Below are 17,839 nucleotides of genomic sequence, written 5' to 3' on the forward strand. Positions count from 1 at the left end.
TCGCTATCACTTTTTTATTTGTGTCAGTTCTTTGGATGCTCGTTTGCCGCGGATCGAGCTTTTCTCCGAACCGAACATAGCCTCGCAATGAGATAGCGGTGTTCTTCAATCGATATGACTGTTGCTGGCCTTGTGCCGTGCTATGCGTGATATCTATCTGTTCCAACGACCCATATCGACTGGAAGAGCGTTCCGGTGAAGATCGCTGGAAACCGGACGCGCTTCTTGGAGGCAAGCAGGGATGAGCAAGACGGACAATATAGTGTCCTTTACCGAAGCGCCCCCGACAGCGAGCGATATCGCCGCAATTGCGCGGCGCAACGCCACGATAGCGATTTCGCCAGACGTCGAAGACAGAATCAGCGCTGCACGCGCCGTGGTCGAACGCTATTTGGCGGCCAACCAGCCAGTTTATGGTTTGACGACGGCATTGGGCGCGGGTGTCGACACACGGCTCGCCACGGAGGACCTGATCGCCTTTCAGTTACGCGTACCGCAAGCCCGTGCCGTCGGGGTTGGGCCGGCACTGCCGCGCGAAGCCGTCAGGGCAATGATGGCGACTCGCATCGCTGGCATGGCGGCCGGCGGTTCCGGAGTATCGCTCCCGGTTTTTACTGGTCTCGTCGCAGCGCTGAATGCGGGCTTTCATCCGGTGGTTCCTTCGCTCGGCTCGATCGGCGCTGCCGATCTTGCGCCTTTGGCGCATATGGCGCGCGCATTGCTAGGGGACGGCGATGTGGAGCTCGATGGCGCGATCATGCCGGCGCGGGACGCCCTCTCGAAAGCCAGTCTGAACCCTCTGCCGATCGCGCCGAAGGATGGCCATGTCCTCGTGGTCGCCAACAGCCTGTCGGTCGGCAAGGCTTGCCTCTGCATCGAGGACATCGAACGCCTGTTCGATTGGTCGCTTGCAGCCGTCGCACTGAATTTCGAGGCATTCCGCGCCAATGTATCGGCCTTCGATGACCGCGCACTGGCGGCAAGACCAGCCTTCGGTCAGCGTGAAACCGCGGCGAGACTTCGCGAGCTGCTTTTCGGGAGCTCTCTTTTTGTCGACGGTGCGGCACGGCGCTTGCAGGACCCTCTGAGCTATCGTTGCACCCCGCAGGTCTGGGGCGCCCTGCTCCACGCGATCGGCGAAGCGCGCGCCGCAACCGAGATCGAGCTTGCCAGCTCCGGCGATAATCCCGTCGTGCTGGCCGAGGAAGGGCTTATCCTGTCGCACGGCAATTTCGACATGACGGCCTTCGTTCTCGCATGGGAGCGGCTTGGCCAGGCAATGGCGCACTGTGCGGCGGGGACTGCCTATAGAACGATGAAAATCATGTCTCCGGGCATGTCGGAGCTGCCGCGCTTCCTGACTCCGCTCGGGCAGAGCAGAACGGGTTTTGCCACCGTGCAGAAAACGGTCTCGGCGCTTGAAGCAGAGATACGCCATCTGGCTATTCCCGTATCGCTCACGCCGATCCCGGTCGCGGATGGTGTCGAGGATCAGGCCTCGATGGCGCCGAGCGTTCTATCGAAGATCGAAGCGATGATCGAGCGGCTACGCTATCTCGTGGCGATCGAGCTTGTCGCGTCGGCTCAGGCGGTCGAGTTGCGCGGTGTTGCGGGCGAGCTCGGCAGCGGGACGCTGGGCGCCTATCGACAGGTACGCCAGCTGGTGGCACCGCTCGAGGAAGACCGCGCGCAAGGTCCTGATTTTCAAAGAGTGACGGAATTCATCGCAGAGACGGCCGCGAAGGCTGCTCCCTGATCGAAAAGGCGGCACGATGGTTCACGCCTGCCGCCTTGCTTTCTCGCAGGCCGTCTGACGGCCTGAAACATCGATAGACCGGCACGGCCGGTGACATGCTGGAGAACGGTAATGCAGGAAATATGGATCGACTATCTGAATGCCATGGACGCCAAGGCCCTGGCGCTTTCCAATGACGAAATTCTTGACGCCGTAACCAGCGCACTCGATGCGCAGGGGCGCGGCGAGACTGTGATCGAGCCTCGCGTCCATCTTGTGCCTGAGAGTTCCGACAAGGGTCATTTCAATGTGCTGCGCGGCTACGTGAAGCCACTCGACTATGCCGGCGTCAAGGTCGTCGGCGATTTCGTCGACAACTACAAACAGGGCCTGCCCTCGGAACTGGCGGTTCTCAATCTCTTCGATCCGCGCACCGGCGTACCGAAGGCCATCATCGATGCGACTGCCATCACCGACATGCGCACCGGTGCGGTCACAGCCATTGGCGCCCGACATCTCGCCCGCAAGAACAGCAAGATCCTCGGCCATATCGGAGCGCGCGGCACATCCTACTGGAACGTGCGATTGCTCGACCATATCTTCGATTTCGACGAAATCCGCGTGCATTCGCGCCGTCCGGAAAGCCGCGATGCCTTCGCCGCTCGGCTGGAAAAGGATCTCGGCAAGAAGATCATCGTGACGGACAATTGGGAGGATTGCCTGAAAGGCGCCGATATCATGATCGAGGCGAGCCGGCTGCCAGAACCAACACCGCTTTTCAAGACTGCCTGGGTCAAGAAAGGCGCCTTCGTCGTGCCTTATGGCACGATGAGTGCGCTCGAATTCGACCTGACCGACATCATGGACAAGGTTGTTGTCGACGATTGGGGACAATGCGGACCGGGGCGGCCCTTCGGCGCCCTTCGCCGCCATGTCGATGAGGGCAAGGTGACGGCCGAGACGCTGCATGCTGAGATCGGCCAGATCGTTTGTGGCGCGAAGCCCGGCCGGGAAAGCGATGACGAGACCATCCTCTTCTGGCATCGCGGGCTCAGCACGACCGATGTCGCGCTCGGCGCGGCCATGGTTGAAAAGGCAAAGCGCATGAATATCGGCCAGCGGCTCCGGTTTGCGTGACGCACCATGACGATATCCCCTGTCGCGGCCATTGCCTGCTCACGAATGTACAATCTGAGCCCGAAAATATCCGGTCTTTGGGATCGGCTCTTTCATTGGCTTGCTGACAGGTCAGGCGTCGAACTCGAAGTCATTGCCCATGCCGCTCCGGCACCTCTGTCCGAACTATGGGGACGCCCGGACACGGGCGCCGTCTTCATGTGCGGCTTTCCGTTCTCCCGGCTATCGCCAGAGGAACGTCCGCAGCCATTGGCCGCGCCGGTTTCTCTGGCGGGCTGGGCAAACGGGCGGCCAGTCTACGCGAGCCATATCGTCGCCGCTCGCGACAGATCGCTGACTGAAGCCGATCTTGCAACCGCGCGCTGGGGCTGGACGGTGCGGGACTCCCAGTCCGGCTATAATGCACCGAGAGAATTCTTTGCCACGCTTGCGAATAGGCCTGCAACGGCGCAGATCGTCGGCCCGCTCCTCAATCCGCGCGGCGTGGTCGACGCCATTCGTTCAGATGCCATAGATGTCGGCGCCATCGACGCCTATGCCTTCCAGCTGATGGCAATGCACGAGCCCGACATGATCGCGCCATTGCGCGTTATTGCTACCACAAAACCGGCACCCTTCCCCTTGCTGGTGGCCGCAAGGCAGCAATCTTCGGATATTGTCGACGCGCTACGCGCCGTTCTACTCAGTGCGCACCAAGATCCGGAAGGGAGTCATATTCTCGCATCGCTCGGACTGGCGGCCTTTGCCGAGCCGGATGTTGCCGCTTATAACCAGCTTCCCGCAAGAGCGCGAGCCATCGACGCTGCTCTCGGAACATGGTGAAGTTCGAGCGAACTAATCAATAGCCGGCACATTATGCGCTGGCGACCTGCTTCAATAGTTTCGCTGCTGCAAGGCCCAGGCATTCTTCGAAGGCCGTCAGATCCAGAAAGAGCTGATCCGGCGCGACCTGGCGCGTGACGATGACGCCGTCACGTGCCGCTATGCCGCCGTCGAGCATCAGATTGTCGGTCATATCGAAATTTTCGAGCGACATGCCGTCGGGACCGCGATGGCGTCCGTCCTCACCGAGTTGAACTTCACCGCCATAAAGCCTGCTTACACGCGCGAAGTGGTTATCGACGCAGTTGGAAAAGGCAAATGCCGGGCAGCCGCGGGCGCACATGAAGCCAAGTTCGAAGGCCGTGCCGATATCGGCCGCGATACCACGAAACGGCGTCAGGTTGGCGATGATAAGATCGGCGCTCATCATCAGTTTCTCGTTGATGGAGCTGATGGCGAGGCCACGCTGCCGACGCGTCTCCGTCTCAGGCACGGCAAGGTCGCCGGGCGAAACCGGCGTAAAGCCGTAGCTGCGCGCCAGCGCGATCTTGCGATCGAGAATTTCCCTCGCGTTCGGGAGGAAGACTTCCGGGCCTGCCAGATATGCTCTCAATGCCTCACCTCTTCAATGGAATCTTGCACCGCAGCAGTTGCGGAACCATATGAAGCCTATGGCTGATTCAAGACGCAGCCGCCATAGCCGGGCGCATAATTTACGAAATCGCGAAATAACGGCGATTGCCGTTCCCGGTCCCTGGCGACACGCGTATAGTTCTATTCGGATCGAATAGCGCTCACGATCCATGACAGAATTTGTGGGGTATAGAAAATGCAATCTTCTCTTGAGGCCGTTGCCGCCTCGACCCAGGACGACCAGGGCAATTGGCCGACGAAACAAAGCAAGATCCTCGATTGGCTTATGAATGATGTCCGCGAGCAGCGGTTCATCGACAATATCCTCGTGGAACTCTGCGAGAAAATGCGGGCAGTCGGAGTTCCGATCGGAAGAGCGACGATGCACTTCAGAACGCTGCATCCGCAATGGCTCGGCGCGAGGATTCTGTGGCGTACCGGTATGAAAGAGGCGGATATCGCCACCTTCAGTTACGGCGTCGAGAAAACGCCTCAGTTTCTGGCAAGCCCGATCAACGAGATCTTCAACGGCGCGACGGAAGTCCGGAAAAATCTCGAGATCTGCGAGAAGGCGGACCTGAACTATCCGCTTTATAAGGAAATGCATGCGGAAGGGCTGACCGACTATATCGCCTGGCCGATCTACCATACGCTCGGCAAGCGCCATATCGTGACCTTCGCATCGGATGCTCCGGGCGGCTTTACCGAACAGCACATCACCTTCCTGAAGGACCTGTTGCCGGCTCTGACGATGGTGACCGAGATCCGGTTGAAGAACATCATGGCGCGCACGCTCCTGCGCACCTATGTCGGGCCGCATGCCAGCGAAAAGATACTGGCTGGCGCCACGACGCGTGGCAGCGGCACCACCGTCGGTGCAGCGATCCTCATTTGCGATTTGCGCGACTTCACCACAATCTCGGACATGTGGCCGCGCGACGATGTCATCGAGCTGCTCAACGGCTATTTCGACGCGATGGTCGACCCGATCGAAAAGCATGGCGGCGAGATCCTCAAATTCATGGGCGACGGTCTGTTGGCCATTTTCCCGCTGAGCGATCCGAATGCCTGTCACAATCTTCTTCTTGCCATTAGCGAGGCGCAGGCGAGCGTTGCCGTACTCAATGAGGAAAACCGCAAGCATGGCCGCGAAGTGCTGCGCTACGGTGTCGGCGTGCATGTCGGCGATGTGATGTACGGCAATATCGGCTCCCGCACACGCCTTGATTTCACGGTCATCGGTCCGGCCGTCAATATCGCCTCACGGCTGGAGTCCCTAACGAAGGAGGTCAAACGGCCGGTGCTCCTGTCCAAGGCCTTCGTCGACATGGCCGGCTGCCAGCGGGATATGGAAAGCCTCGGCTCCTTCCCTCTCAAAGGCCTTGGAGAGCCGGTCGATGTGTTCGCCTTTGCCGCCAAGGAAATCTTGCTTCAACATGGTTGACGGGTAAGCAGGCGAGCTTTGCCCTGCAAATCCTCGATTTTGTACGGCGCGATTCAGTCGGTAGCAAAACGTGAAATGGCCAAAGGGTGCCGTGGCGGAGGGACTTCCCTATATTGTGAATTGGATCATGACGATAGCCGCCTTATTTTTGGGATCGTTCTGCGCGTACGAACGTTAAGTAAGGGTTGATTCTATCGGCTCGACCACGAGGGTGCCTGCCACCCATAATACTCTGACAAGGAGAAAACAGATGAGAAAAATCCTGACCCTGGCGTTTTCAGCAGCGTCGTTGATCGTTGCCGGCGCGGCGGTGGCACGGGCGGCGGATATGCCGACGACCTATCGCGAAGAAGAGCCCGACCAGCGCAACGGCGTGAAGATCGGCTACCTCGAATGCGAAATCGGCGGTGGTGTCGGCTATGTCCTCGGCTCGGCGAAAGAGGTGGATTGCACCTTCCATTCGACGGTCGGACGCGAGCGCATCGATCATTATACCGGTGCGATCCGCAAGATGGGCGTCGATCTCGGCTTCACCACCCGCAGCCGGCTCGTCTGGTTGGTCTTCGCACCGACAGCCGGCTATCATCACGGTTCTCTGAGCGGCCTCTATCAGGGCGCGACTGTTGAGGCGACCGTTGGCGCCGGTGTCGGTACGAACATCCTCGTCGGTGGCACCTCGGGTTCCATCCATCTTCAGACCGTAAGTGTGACGGGTCAGCTCGGCCTGAACGTCGCCGCAACCGGTACGTCGGTGACTTTGACCTCGGCTGATTGAGGCTTTCGGCCTCGACCGTAAATCATGGTATGGCCGCTTCTGCCTGGTGCTGGAGCGGCCATATTTTCATGCCGAACAGCCTGGGTCCGTTTCGCCTATTGCGTCTTTCAGTGCGAAATCGATTTCTCGGCGCGCTTGCCGAGCGCTATAGCTATGCAAAACCAAGAGATTCTTTGGAGCCAGAGTCATGACCGATACCGTCACCGATCGCTTTCTTCGTTATGTTGTCGTGGATACGCAATCGGACCCGACTTCGGCCACCCAACCGTCCACCGCGAAGCAGAGGAATCTTGGGCGTGTTCTCGTCGAGGAATTGCTGGCGATCGGGCTTGGCGATGCACATCTGGACGAGCACGGCTACGTCTATGCCACCATTCCATCGAATGTGGACAAGCCGGTTCCCGTCATCTGCTTCTGCTCCCACATGGACACAGCGCCCGATTTTACCGGCACGAACGTCAAGCCGCAGATCCTGCGCGACTATACCGGCGGTGATATCCGTCTCACCGGCGATCCGCAGCAGGTCATTCGCGTTGAAGAACACCCTGCCCTGCGCGATCAGACGGGCAACGACATCATCACGTCGGATGGTACGACATTGCTTGGGGCCGATGACAAGGCCGGTCTTGCCGAAATCGTCGCGGCTGCCAAATATCTCGTCGACAATCCCGACATCCCTCACGGCACGATCAAGCTGCTGTTCACGACCGATGAGGAGATCGGGCGTGGTGTCGACAAGGTCGATCTGAAGAAACTGGGAGCGCAATTCGCCTATACAGTCGATGGCGAAACGGCGGGGCATATAGAAGACGAGACTTTTTCCGCCGACAGTGTCGAGGTCGTCATCCATGGCGTTGCCATCCATCCAGGCTTCGCCAAAGGAAAAATGGAAAATGCCATCAAGATTGCCGGCGCGATCATCGACGGGCTGCCGAAGAACATCGCTCCCGAAACGACGGACGGCCGCGACGGCTTCATCCACCCGACCGGCATCAGCGGTTCGATGGAAAAGGCTTCACTCGGCTTCATCATCCGCGATTTCGACGAGCAAGGTCTTGTCGGCAAGGAGACTATGCTGGAGGCGATCGTCAAGGACGTCATGAAAGCCTATCCCGGCTCCTCGCACACGTTCACCGTTCGGCATCAGTATCGCAACATGAAGACGATCCTCGATCACCACCCGGAAATCGTCGAAAACGCCGTCGAGGCAATCCGGCGTGCCGGCATGACGCCAGTGCGAGGCAGCATTCGCGGCGGCACGGACGGTTCCAGGCTCTCCTTCATGGGGCTGCCCTGCGCCAATATCTTTGCCGGTGGGCATGCCTTTCATTCTCCGCTGGAATGGGTGAGCCGGCAGGATATGGAAAGAGCCGTAAAGACGCTCGTAGAGTTGGCCAAGGTGTGGTCGGAGCGCTCCTGAAAGCTTTCGAGAATAGACCTCGTTCATCCTATAAAAGCCTAGTAACTCTGTCGCGAAATAGAGCATTTTTGTCTATTTGGCGCCATTCCCCTTGTCATTATGCAAGCCATCCGCGAATTTTTATATTGAAGCATTACTAAATTAGATTATTCTTCAATATAGTCTTGGGAGGAAAGGAGAATAGACAAGCCCCTTCATTCCAACTCTACGGTGCGCGCGCTCCGACAGTCAGAAACAGGCTGACAAAAGCCTAAACTGAAACGGAGTTTAGTCATGAGAGTACAATCTTCACGGATGGCAATCGCTGCATCCGCACTTCTTCTATTGGCCTCGACAAGTTATGCAGAGCCAGGCGGCGGAACGGATCACGGCGGCAGCCGGTCCGGAAGCGGCGGACTAGGCGCGGGTGTTGGCGTATCGATCGGCGGCATCAATGCTGGTTTGGGCGCCGGGCTCGGCTCCAATGGGCTTAATGCCGGCGTCAGTGCATCCGTCGGCGGTACGAACGGCGTCAATGCCGGAGCAGGTGCTTCCGTATCTGGAACGAGTGGTGTCAATGCAGGAGTCGGCGCATCCGTTGGCGGTTCCAGCGGAGTTAATGCCGGTGTGGGCGCATCCGCCAATAGCAATGGCGTCAACGCTGGTCTCGGCGCTTCGGTCGGAGGCTCAAGCGGTGTCAATGCCGGCGCCGGCGTCTCCGTCGGTGGATCCGGAGCAGGCGTCGGTGTGGGTGTCGGCGTCGGCGGGAGCGGTTCAGGCGGTGGAACCGGCAGCGGGACTGGTGGCACCGGCTCCACGGGCGGTACCGGCTCCAGCGGAACCGGTATGGCAACCGGAGGCACAGGCGGCACGAGCGGCTTCGGGCTGGGTTCGGGCAATTCCGGCACGGGATCGAACACGCGTACGCTTGCCGCTTTCCGCACCATGTCGAGCGCTGAGCAGAAACGTATGCTGATTGCCTGTCGTCAGGTGACGGCATCCGGCAATTTCGATGCCGGTCTCGTCAGCCTTTGCCGGCTGCTGCGCAGCACGGCGAGTGCCGGTGGCCTCTAGACGGTCCGCGGCTGGGCGTCCCGACGCCTTTTTCATCTCAGTACAAAGGTTTGCGCCCGTTGCCTTGATATCGGCAATGGGCGCAGACATCGTCCCAATTACCAGTCTACGCGGGCCACATTGTCGATCATCTGCCGGCTGCGGCGCAACATCATGCCTGGTGCATCCACGGCTCTGTCCAAAAGGTTGCGCGCGCCAACAAGCGGATGAAATCCGACCCTTTCCTCCAGCACCGGGGGCGGGTCGTCGTTTGCAATGGGCGGGGGGGCTGCCTCTGCATATTCCGTGCGACCTGTTATCAGCGGGTCCTGAGTTTCGCATTGCGGCAAGCAGCGGTCGAAATGTTCCACGTCACCGGATGACGCGACCTTGGTCTTTGCGGCATCGGAATGCGATGCAACGCGCTTTACCGACGGATTGGTCTTGGCCATGGCAGCAAGCGGCGAAGGCTGCGGAATTGGCACTGATATCTGCGGCTTTGCTGGGCTCGCATCAACCGCCGACTGTAATTGGTTCATGGCAAGCTGCGGTGCGGGTGCTGCGCGATTGATCGCGATGCTGCCGCTGTCGTCGATGTACTGTATGGTGCGATCAACGGGACCGGTTTGAACAATGACATAGAGAGCACCGACAACGGTACCGCAAACAGCGAGCCCGGAACCCAACCTTCGGGTCGTCTCGCTTTGACCATTCCACCATCTCATAGGCTGCGTATCCATCGACCGCTCCTTTTGACAAATCCCGGATAGCCATTTTCATGCGAACTGTGGCGCGGCCTTTACCGAAACGTGGCCAATTGCAGACCTTTTGCAAAGAAATGTTGACGAATGCGTTGTGCATACCCAGACGGTACGGATGAGCTGCGTTCAAGGACCGCCATTCAGCCCATGCAGGCGACAAGGCTTGGCTGCATGAGGGGCAATTCAGCCTGCCGTAAATCCGATGACTTTCGCTGCGGCCGTTCCATCGACATGGGGGAGATCAGGCTAACACTTCGCTTCATAATACTGTCGGGAGAACTGCGATGGAAAACTAGGTCCGGGCTCGATGGTCGGCCTGAGTTCGCGGATAGCGAGTATAAGCGAGGCGGCTGTGAACATACGGTAAGAGTTGATGTTTCAGCTGCAGCTGTATGACCGAAACAGCGAATCATTCGGGGCGGATGGCGCCCTCAAAATCGCTGATTCGCCTAAATTGGATCTCATGTTCTCGCTGCACTTATCCTGACAGCAGGTGAATTTTATCTAACATTATTAACCATGTTTTTTAAAACTATTAATTATCTATGGGTATTCGCTGAGTAAATCCAAACTCTACTTTGGAGGTATTCTTTCGATACTGTCTCATCTATCCCAGCGGTTTCCCGCCTGATTGCCAGCGAAGCATATATGTGCTTATTTTATTATATTCTGATATTTCTGAGGCATATGCGAAGGGGAATGTGAATGGTGAGAATGCTCTGCGGCGCCGTTCTGACTGGTATCGCAATGACCATGGCAGCATCGTCCGCGATGGCGGCCACTGCAACTGCCAATATGACGGTTACCATTACCATCCAGGCACAGTGCCTCGTCCAGAGTGCCAATAATCTCAACTTTGGCACCAACGGTGTCATCACCAGCAATATCGACCAGGCAACCACCATCGGTGTGCAATGCACATCCGGGCAGACCTACAATGTCGGCCTGAGTGCCGGCGCTGGAGCAGGAGCGACAACAGCTGTCCGTGTCATGACGGGTCCGGCAAGTGCGACGATCAATTATGCGATCTATAGCGATGCCAACCGAACGCAGACCTGGGGCACGACCATAGGCACCGATACTGTCTCGGGCACAGGCAATGGCGCAGTCCAGAACATAAATGTCTATGGCCGGGTTCCCCCACAGAGCACCCCAGCCGCAGGCGTTTACACCGATACCGTGGCGGTTACCGTCACCTACTGAAAACTCACAGATCCAGGAGGCCGTCATGCAACGCATGTTGCCATGCATTGCCGCGACTATGCTTTTGCTGCTTGGTGCTCACGGCTTGAACGCGGCATCCCTGCGAGTGGCACCCACAAGTCTTGAGCTCGCGGCGCCAGCCGCTGCCACGGTCCTGAACCTTGCCAATGACGGAGATCATCCGATCAACGTCCAGATACGCGTTTTCAAGTGGAGCCAAGCGGGTGGCATAGAAACCCTGGAACCGACCCGGGACGTCGTTGCCAGCCCGTCCGCGACGAGGATGAATCCCAATGCTCAGTATGTGGTCAGAGTGGTTCGTACGAGCAAGGCCCCTGTCAAGACGGAAGAGACCTATCGCGTCATCGTCGACGAGCTGCCGGACCCTGCCCGCGCGCGCGCCGGCACCGTCACCCTCATCATGCGCCAGTCCATTCCAGTCTTCTTCAAGCGGCCCGATGTAAAGCCTGCCGATATCGTCTGGAGCCTCAAACGACAGGGCAACAGCCTCTCCCTGACCGGCAAGAACAATGGCGGCAGCCGCTTCCGCCTGTCGAATGTAACCCTTGCACAGGGGGCAACGAAGGTCGGCAGCCGCAACGGGCTGGTCGGATACGTACTTGCTGGCGCTACGATGCAATGGCCGATGGGAACAGCAAAGTCCCTCACCGGCGGCATCGTAACACTCCATGGCCAGAGCGATCTTGGGCCGTTCGATGCTAAAGTCGCCGTTAATCAACGGTAGTGCCGGCGCCGTTTTCATATGCATGCTTTTCTCGGTCCCGGCGCTGCGTGCTCAGGAAGTGCCCGATCTGCCGGCAAATGCAGCCACGGCGGGCCAACCGGCGCCCACGCTGGACGTCTACCTCGAAGTATTCATCAACAATGCATCGATGAAGATGATAGGTAATTTCAAACAGCGTCCGAACGGTTCCCTCGCAGCGACCGCGGGAGAGCTGCGCGAAGTCGGCATTAAGCCGCCGGCCGGCGCCGCCGATGACAGGCTGATCGAGCTCAGCAGCTTGCCCGGCCTGTCCTATCAGGTCGACGATGAGACGCAGCGCCTCTATGTCCAGACGACGGACAAAGGGCGCGCGCCCCGCGTCATCAATGTCAGGCAGCAGCAGGAAAATGCGATCCCGGCACCCCAGGCCGGCTATGGCGCCGTCCTGAACTATTCCCTCTACGCAAGTTCCAACGGTCTCTTCCAAGGCAATTCAAACTTGTTTCAGGGAATATCCGGATCTTTCGATGCCCGCATCTTCAGCCCGTACGGAACGCTCAGCCAGTCTTTCCTCGCCGGATATTCAGAAGGCAGCCTCGACGGCATAACCCGCCTCAACACGACCTGGAGCTATTCCGATCCAAAGAATCTCGTTACCTATCGTGCTGGCGACCTGACGACCGGCGGCCTGTCATGGACGCGACCAGTCTATTTCGGCGGCATTCAGTTTCAGCGCAATTTTGCACTACGCTCGGACCTGGTGACCGAACCGCTGCCTTCCTTTACCGGGACGGCCGCCGTTCCTTCGACACTCGACATCTATACGCAGAACGTTCGCACCTATTCCAGCGACGTCCCCGCCGGACCATTCGAAGTGACCAACCTCCCGGTCTTTTCCGGAGGCGGGCAAGCGACCGTCGTGCTGCGCGACAGTCTCGGACGGGAAACCACGCAGACCTTGCCCTTCTATTCCTCCAATTGGCTTCTGCGCCGGGGCCTGTTGGACTTTTCAGCCGAACTCGGCACTCCGCGTCTGAACTTCGGAACGGATTCCAATGACTATGACGGTCGTATCATGGGCGCCGCCACCGCAAGGTACGGCCTGACCGATTGGCTGACACTGGAAGGCCACTTCGAGGGCGGCGCCGATCTTCTGAATGGCGGCGCGGGAGCCGCCTTTCCGGTCAGCTCGTTCGGGGTAGCGTCAATAGCAGGCGCAGCAAGCAAAAGCGGGTCGCGCTCCGGCGCGCTGATGAATGCCGCATTCGAGCTCAGTTACGACAGATGGGCTCTTTATGCTCGCGTGCAGCGAACCTTTGGCGATTATGACGACATAGCCTCGGTTTCCGCACGGCCGACAACCAGCGTTGCCGGAGATGTGAGCATTCTCAGTGCTGGTGTGCCGCGAGCCATCGACCAGGTCACGCTGAGCGTGCCAACGCCACTCGATCTTTCCAGCCTCAATCTCTCCTACACCAACCTCGAAAGCGCCGACGGCACCAGGAGCAAGATCGCCGGTCTTTCCTACAGTCAGACCTTCAAGCGTGCGACAGTCTATGCGAGCGCCTTCACCGATCTCGACGACCGAAGCAATTTCGGATTCTTTGCTGGCCTCTCCATTCCCTTCGGCGGCAACATCACGGCCAATACGGGCGTACAAGGCGGCCCCAACGGCCTCGGCGTCGTTGCCGACGTTTCCAAGTCGATGCAGCAGGAGGACGGCAGCTTCGGCTGGCGCCTGCGCACCTCCGAAGGCGAAGACACCTATCGCGAAGTGGCAATCGGCTATCGGGCTCCCTTCGCGCAGGTCGAGGCAGGCCTTCAGCAGCAGGATCATCAGACCAATGCCACGGCTCGCGTCGATGGTGCCATAGCTGTTGCAGGTGGTGGCGTCTTTGCCACCAATAGAATCGACGATGCCTTTGCCGTCGTCGATGTCGGCGCTCCCGATGTCGAGGTTCAGCAGCAGAACAGACCTGCCGGCAAGACCAATTCGAGCGGCCGCATCCTGGTGCCCAATCTCAACTCCTATGAACCGAATACCGTATCCATCGATCCCAAGAACCTACCCGTCGATGCCGATGTGCCGGCGACAAAGGAAATCGTCGTGCCGGCGGACCGCAGCGGCGTCGTCGTCAAGTTCGGTGTGTCCGAAGCACCGCAAGCCGCCCTCATTACCATCAAGGACAAGAACGGGGTGCCGCTGCGTGCCGGGCTTAGCGGCACCTTACAAGGATCGAGCGAGGACTTCGTCATCGGCTATGACGGGCAGGCCTACATTCGCGGACTGCACGCAAGGAACGCGATCGACATATCGCTCGAAGATGGAACGAAGTGCCACGCCGAATTCGCCTACAAGCCGCAGCGGGGCGAACAGGTTGTCATCGATGACGTCAAGTGCCTTTGAAAGGGAGTTGAAAAGATGCTGCGTTCGCTCACTCTTCTGCTCGCACTGCTGTTGCCTTCACTATGCGCTGCGCAAAGCTGCAATTTCTCGGCAACCAATATGAACTTCGGCGCGGTCGATACCTTATCAGGCACCCCGGTCAATTCGACATCGACCATAAGTGTAAGCTGTTCCGGCGGGCTCCTGGATCTGGGCAAGCGGCTCCTGATTTGCCCAGATATCGGCGCCGGCAGTGGTGGAGCATCGTCGGCCGCGGCCCGCCAGATGTTGAACGGCAGCAGTTCCTTGAACTATCAGCTCTATTCCGACAACGGCCGGAGCGTGGTGTGGGGATCGAGCAGCTGGTCCTATCCGTCACGCGCACCGGTCTACGCGCTGACAATGGCCTTGCTGAATGGCTCGTTGATCGGCGCAACCGGCAGCATGACGGTCTATGGAGCCGCACTGGGGTCTCCACCGACAGCGGTACCGGGGGCGTTTACCTCCAACTTCACATCGACCTACACCTCCTTCTATTACAGCTACAGTAGTGCGACCACCTGCTCTGCCCCCTCGGGAACGATCGGAACCGCGTCGTTCAGCGTCAATGCAAGCGTCGCCGCCAATTGCCTCGTCAGCGTCCAGAACATCGATTTCGGGACGCAGGGCGTATTGAGCACGAATGTCGATGCCACCGGTTCCGTCACGGCAACCTGCACGCCGGGCACGACTTATACGATCTCCCTGGGCGGCGGCGGCGCGAATGCCCCACCGACGGCGCGAAAGATGGCGAAAGGGTCGGAGACCGTGACCTATGGCCTCTACAAGGATACCAGCCGATCGCAGCCCTGGGGCGATGCCAATACGCCGGGCAGCACCGTTGCCGGAAGTGGAACGGGTAGTGCTCAACTCCTGACGGTCTATGGCCGAGTGCCACCGCAGACCACGCCATCCCCAGGCACTTACAACGATACCGTCGTGGTGACGCTCACCTACTGACTGCGAGTTTCCAACAAGCAGTTCGGATCGAACTCGGTCATGGCGAAGTGTGTCAGGCCGCACTCGCGCCGCTCTGGCCGCGTCTCGAGGCGGAGATTGGCGTCTGTCCAGTCGCATTGTCGGACGAGCAGACCAAATTGCGGCCGTTACGCTTGGCTTGATAGAGCCGGTTGTCCGCGACGACGGTCAGCTTTTCCCAATTTTCGAACACGCAATGCGCGCGCCAATCGACGCCGAAGCTCGCCGTCACCTTCAAGCCATGCTCATCGCTGACGATGGCATGCGCCAATGTTTCCCGCAATCGCTCGGCCGTCGAACGCGCCGACGCCTCGGTGACGTCGCCCATTACGACGATGAATTCCTCACCGCCATAGCGGGCGAATAGATCGGCGTCGCGCAGGCACGGGCCTAGAATCTGCGCCGTTCTTTGCAGCACCATGTCCCCGACAGCGTGACCGTATCGATCGTTGATCGATTTGAAATGGTCGATATCGAGCATGATGATCGCGAAGCCTCGGGAGCCCGCTGTCGGGGCCGCAAGCAATTCCTCCACCGCATCCTCCAGCGCGCGCCGATTGAGAAGGCCGGTGAGCGCGTCCGTCTGGGAGAGACGTCTCAACTCCTCCGTCATTGATTTGCGCTCCATTTCCAGCCGCCGCTTGAAGCGTTGCTGTTCGCGCAGAAGGTCAAGACGCAGGAATAGCTCCCGCATTTCACGTCCGGCGTGGGGTATCGGCGGCGGCGTCGTAAGATTGCCGACGGCAATCTCGTCGATCTGTCGCATGACGGCAAGCATCGGCCGGAAGAGCGAACGCCTGAGCACATAGGCCAACCCAATCACGACCGATACCGCCATGCCGGCAAGCAGCGCGGAGATCAGCATGGCTCTCAGGGATTTCTGCCGTACTTCGTCAAGAGAGTTCAATGCCGCGGTTTCGATGAGTTCACGCAGGTTCTCGGTCGATTTCATTCCAGGCACGTATTTCGCCGTGAACTCGCCGGGCGTGAGCGCATTGCTCGCATTCGGATCAAAGGCGATGCGCTGAGCGTAAGGCAGCGCTCCGGCAAAGTAACTCACCGTCACCTGGTCCAGCAGCCTTGCCAGAGCCTGGGATTGCAACGTAACGGGCGCATAGGTCTTCAGCAGTGCATTCACTTCGAAAAGCCGGTTCAATTCGCTGTCGAACGCTGCCCTATAGTGGGAACGGGCCTGCCCCTGCGAGGCCAGCATCATGACGACATAGGAGCCCAGCCTTCCGGCACGCTCTCTAAGTGTTCCGGCCATCGAGGTCAGCATGACTTCGGCGCCTGTTTCGGGCGCCAGTGCAATGATCGATCGGCCGGCGACATCCCGGTAATCCTGGGCGCGATCCGCTGCACGGAACATCGCCTGTATGGCGTCGGCGATCTTTGCGCCGCTGCGCTCGCCGCGTGGCAAGGCGGCCACCGCATCGACCGCCTGACGGCCGCTCTCCAACTGAGCCTTAAGCGCCATGAATGCGCTGCGCATTTCCGCGGACTGGTCTATTTCCGTTTTAAAGAGCGCTTCGAGCTTGGCGATATCCTTGTCGGTTGCTTCGCGGCTTGCTTTTAGATCGGCGGCAAATTGTGCTTGCTCAGCCTCCGAAGCGCCCATGAGACTGTTTGCAGGACCGCGCTCTCTCGATATCGTCGCGGCTGCATGCAGCGCCGTATGAAAGCGGCCGAATTCGATTACGCCGCGCTTGTAGTTGAGATAATCCGACAGGCTGAAGGCAATCGTCGAGCCGGCCATCATCAAGCAAACCATGATAACAGCTACCGCGCCGATCCATTGTAGTTGTTGAATTTTAAGCCGTGACAATAAATGCTCTCCAAAACCACCGTCTATTGCGGATTACATCAGATTTGATGGAATCTTCACTTAACGAACAGACTTAATCTTTCTCATATTCTTTAAGTTCGCATATCCGAAACAATCGGCCTGACACGACAGTCTTCCGCACGCGGCATGACAGTTTTGTCCAGCTTGAGTTACGGAATTATATTGTGGCCGGTTGACGGCGTCATGCTCCGCGCATGCGATAGGAAAGAATAGTGCCGAAAATGAGTTCGCGGCGCGTATCGCAATTGCTCGATGGCGGACCTGCTTCACCAAGCCATTCTTGCGGGGGCAAATCTAGTTTTGCAGAAAAATCGAAGGCATCAGGTTGGCGCGAGCCGAATAATGTGGCTGGCCGACGACATGGGATATTACCAGCGCATAGACCAGGATGGAGCCGAGTACGATGACGATGCCGCTAATCGGAAGCCCAATTTTTGATTTGGGAGCGGGCGAGGTATCCGGCGGATTCGCGCGGACGGCCTTTCGAGTGGGTTGATCCGCCGTCGCAAGGGGAAGCTGCAGTTCCCTTTCCATGCGAGCCTGCGCATCAGGGTACTTGCCGTATCTCGCTGCGGGCCGAAACTGGATGACTTCGCCCATTTCTCACGCGGTCCCTTTCACCGCTTGCGGCTATTGGCCATTTTCCTGACTGTTGTCAGCATTGCTATAGTCGACACGAACCACGACCTTCTCCGGCCGTTGCTCGCCATGCGGAACGATCACAGTCACGATACAACGATTCTCACGCGGCTTGACGGACAGGAGGCGTCCCTTCGTCGTCGACAGAACCTGATCCACCGCACTCGAGCAATCCTGAACATTGTAGGTGCTTTGAGTGACTTGACCTTGCCCTGCCATTGCGGAGCCTGCAATCGAAATTCCCGCAAGTATCGTTAGGACCCTG

General features: G+C 58.8%; 16 protein-coding genes. 11 read left to right on the forward strand and 5 right to left on the reverse strand.

From position 1 onward, the window contains the following. Nucleotides 1-241: 241 nt before the first annotated feature. The 3 genes from GA0061103_RS00085 to GA0061103_RS00095 all read left to right on the forward strand — a co-directional run bounded on the left by GA0061103_RS00085 (nt 242) and on the right by GA0061103_RS00095 (nt 3,694). Nucleotides 242-1,756, forward strand: coding sequence for an HAL/PAL/TAL family ammonia-lyase (locus tag GA0061103_RS00085; protein WP_092705941.1), 1,515 nt, complete (start codon nt 242-244; stop codon nt 1,754-1,756). 111 nt (nt 1,757-1,867) lie between these two features. Further along, nucleotides 1,868-2,872, forward strand: coding sequence for an ornithine cyclodeaminase family protein (locus GA0061103_RS00090; protein ID WP_092705943.1), 1,005 nt, complete (start codon nt 1,868-1,870; stop codon nt 2,870-2,872). 6 nt (nt 2,873-2,878) lie between these two features. Then, a complete protein-coding gene (locus GA0061103_RS00095; protein ID WP_245304613.1) occupies nt 2,879-3,694 on the forward strand; it encodes a phosphate/phosphite/phosphonate ABC transporter substrate-binding protein in 816 nt (271 codons plus the stop codon). Between the two features lie 31 nt (nt 3,695-3,725). Here GA0061103_RS00095 and GA0061103_RS00100 read toward each other — a convergent pair whose 3' ends face one another. Beyond that, entirely contained in the window at nt 3,726-4,307 is a 582-nt protein-coding gene (locus GA0061103_RS00100) for a nucleoside 2-deoxyribosyltransferase (RefSeq protein WP_092705947.1), read from the reverse strand. 216 nt (nt 4,308-4,523) lie between these two features. Here GA0061103_RS00100 and GA0061103_RS00105 point away from each other — a divergent pair, with 216 nt between their 5' ends. The 4 genes from GA0061103_RS00105 to GA0061103_RS00120 all read left to right on the forward strand — a co-directional run bounded on the left by GA0061103_RS00105 (nt 4,524) and on the right by GA0061103_RS00120 (nt 9,019). Continuing rightward, complete coding sequence (locus tag GA0061103_RS00105; protein ID WP_092705949.1) at nt 4,524-5,771, forward strand: adenylate/guanylate cyclase domain-containing protein; 1,248 nt, start codon at nt 4,524-4,526, stop codon at nt 5,769-5,771. A 250-nt stretch (nt 5,772-6,021) separates the two neighbouring features. Continuing rightward, nucleotides 6,022-6,546 (forward strand): DUF992 domain-containing protein, encoded by a 525-nt coding sequence (locus GA0061103_RS00110; RefSeq protein WP_092705950.1) that lies wholly within the window; start codon nt 6,022-6,024, stop codon nt 6,544-6,546. 187 nt (nt 6,547-6,733) lie between these two features. Then, nucleotides 6,734-7,966 carry a peptidase T gene (gene pepT, locus GA0061103_RS00115; protein WP_092705952.1) on the forward strand — a complete coding sequence of 411 codons (1,233 nt, stop codon included), beginning with the start codon at nt 6,734-6,736 and terminating at the stop codon, nt 7,964-7,966. A 273-nt stretch (nt 7,967-8,239) separates the two neighbouring features. Next, a complete protein-coding gene (locus tag GA0061103_RS00120; protein WP_092705954.1) occupies nt 8,240-9,019 on the forward strand; it encodes a hypothetical protein in 780 nt (259 codons plus the stop codon). Nucleotides 9,020-9,117: 98 nt separating this feature from the next. Here the strand turns inward: GA0061103_RS00120 and GA0061103_RS00125 are convergent, their stop codons facing one another. Then, a complete protein-coding gene (locus tag GA0061103_RS00125; protein ID WP_092705956.1) occupies nt 9,118-9,738 on the reverse strand; it encodes a hypothetical protein in 621 nt (206 codons plus the stop codon). Nucleotides 9,739-10,464: 726 nt separating this feature from the next. On the opposite strand from GA0061103_RS00125, the gene GA0061103_RS00130 reads away from it, so the two are divergent. The 4 genes from GA0061103_RS00130 to GA0061103_RS00145 are packed head-to-tail and all read left to right on the forward strand — an operon-like array spanning nt 10,465 to nt 15,071. Beyond that, a complete protein-coding gene (locus GA0061103_RS00130; protein WP_092705958.1) occupies nt 10,465-10,962 on the forward strand; it encodes a Csu type fimbrial protein in 498 nt (165 codons plus the stop codon). A 25-nt stretch (nt 10,963-10,987) separates the two neighbouring features. Beyond that, a complete protein-coding gene (locus GA0061103_RS00135; RefSeq protein ID WP_092705960.1) occupies nt 10,988-11,707 on the forward strand; it encodes a fimbrial biogenesis chaperone in 720 nt (239 codons plus the stop codon). Between the two features lie 22 nt (nt 11,708-11,729). Beyond that, a complete protein-coding gene (locus tag GA0061103_RS00140; protein ID WP_092705962.1) occupies nt 11,730-14,093 on the forward strand; it encodes a fimbria/pilus outer membrane usher protein in 2,364 nt (787 codons plus the stop codon). A 15-nt stretch (nt 14,094-14,108) separates the two neighbouring features. Further along, nucleotides 14,109-15,071, forward strand: coding sequence for a Csu type fimbrial protein (locus GA0061103_RS00145; RefSeq protein WP_092705964.1), 963 nt, complete (start codon nt 14,109-14,111; stop codon nt 15,069-15,071). Between the two features lie 52 nt (nt 15,072-15,123). On the opposite strand, the gene GA0061103_RS00150 is transcribed toward GA0061103_RS00145, so the two are convergent. From GA0061103_RS00150 to GA0061103_RS34660, 3 genes are all read right to left on the reverse strand, one after another. Next, nucleotides 15,124-16,860, reverse strand: coding sequence for a GGDEF domain-containing protein (locus tag GA0061103_RS00150; protein WP_092705966.1), 1,737 nt, complete (start codon nt 16,858-16,860; stop codon nt 15,124-15,126). A 369-nt stretch (nt 16,861-17,229) separates the two neighbouring features. After that, a complete protein-coding gene (locus GA0061103_RS00155) occupies nt 17,230-17,535 on the reverse strand; it encodes a hypothetical protein (protein WP_092705968.1) in 306 nt (101 codons plus the stop codon). A gap of 30 nt (nt 17,536-17,565) precedes the next feature. Continuing rightward, a complete protein-coding gene (locus GA0061103_RS34660) occupies nt 17,566-17,793 on the reverse strand; it encodes a hypothetical protein (protein WP_141694405.1) in 228 nt (75 codons plus the stop codon). Nucleotides 17,794-17,839 lie beyond the last annotated feature (46 nt).

The organism is Martinezella multihospitum, from assembly GCF_900094585.1.
GTDB classification, from domain to species: Bacteria; Pseudomonadota; Alphaproteobacteria; order Rhizobiales; family Rhizobiaceae; genus Rhizobium; species Rhizobium multihospitium.

Coding starts and splice junctions, on each gene's coding strand:
- GA0061103_RS00085 (WP_092705941.1), top strand. CDS start 242: ATGAGCAAGACGGACAATATAGTGTCCTTTACCGAAGCGCCCCCGACA.
- GA0061103_RS00090 (WP_092705943.1), top strand. CDS start 1,868: ATGCAGGAAATATGGATCGACTATCTGAATGCCATGGACGCCAAGGCC.
- GA0061103_RS00095 (WP_245304613.1), top strand. CDS start 2,879: ATGACGATATCCCCTGTCGCGGCCATTGCCTGCTCACGAATGTACAAT.
- GA0061103_RS00105 (WP_092705949.1), top strand. CDS start 4,524: ATGCAATCTTCTCTTGAGGCCGTTGCCGCCTCGACCCAGGACGACCAG.
- GA0061103_RS00110 (WP_092705950.1), top strand. CDS start 6,022: ATGAGAAAAATCCTGACCCTGGCGTTTTCAGCAGCGTCGTTGATCGTT.
- pepT (WP_092705952.1), top strand. CDS start 6,734: ATGACCGATACCGTCACCGATCGCTTTCTTCGTTATGTTGTCGTGGAT.
- GA0061103_RS00120 (WP_092705954.1), top strand. CDS start 8,240: ATGAGAGTACAATCTTCACGGATGGCAATCGCTGCATCCGCACTTCTT.
- GA0061103_RS00125 (WP_092705956.1), bottom strand. CDS start 9,738: ATGGATACGCAGCCTATGAGATGGTGGAATGGTCAAAGCGAGACGACC.
- GA0061103_RS00130 (WP_092705958.1), top strand. CDS start 10,465: ATGGTGAGAATGCTCTGCGGCGCCGTTCTGACTGGTATCGCAATGACC.
- GA0061103_RS00135 (WP_092705960.1), top strand. CDS start 10,988: ATGCAACGCATGTTGCCATGCATTGCCGCGACTATGCTTTTGCTGCTT.
- GA0061103_RS00140 (WP_092705962.1), top strand. CDS start 11,730: ATGCTTTTCTCGGTCCCGGCGCTGCGTGCTCAGGAAGTGCCCGATCTG.
- GA0061103_RS00145 (WP_092705964.1), top strand. CDS start 14,109: ATGCTGCGTTCGCTCACTCTTCTGCTCGCACTGCTGTTGCCTTCACTA.
- GA0061103_RS00150 (WP_092705966.1), bottom strand. CDS start 16,860: ATGGTTTGCTTGATGATGGCCGGCTCGACGATTGCCTTCAGCCTGTCG.
- GA0061103_RS00155 (WP_092705968.1), bottom strand. CDS start 17,535: ATGGGCGAAGTCATCCAGTTTCGGCCCGCAGCGAGATACGGCAAGTAC.
- GA0061103_RS34660 (WP_141694405.1), bottom strand. CDS start 17,793: ATGGCAGGGCAAGGTCAAGTCACTCAAAGCACCTACAATGTTCAGGAT.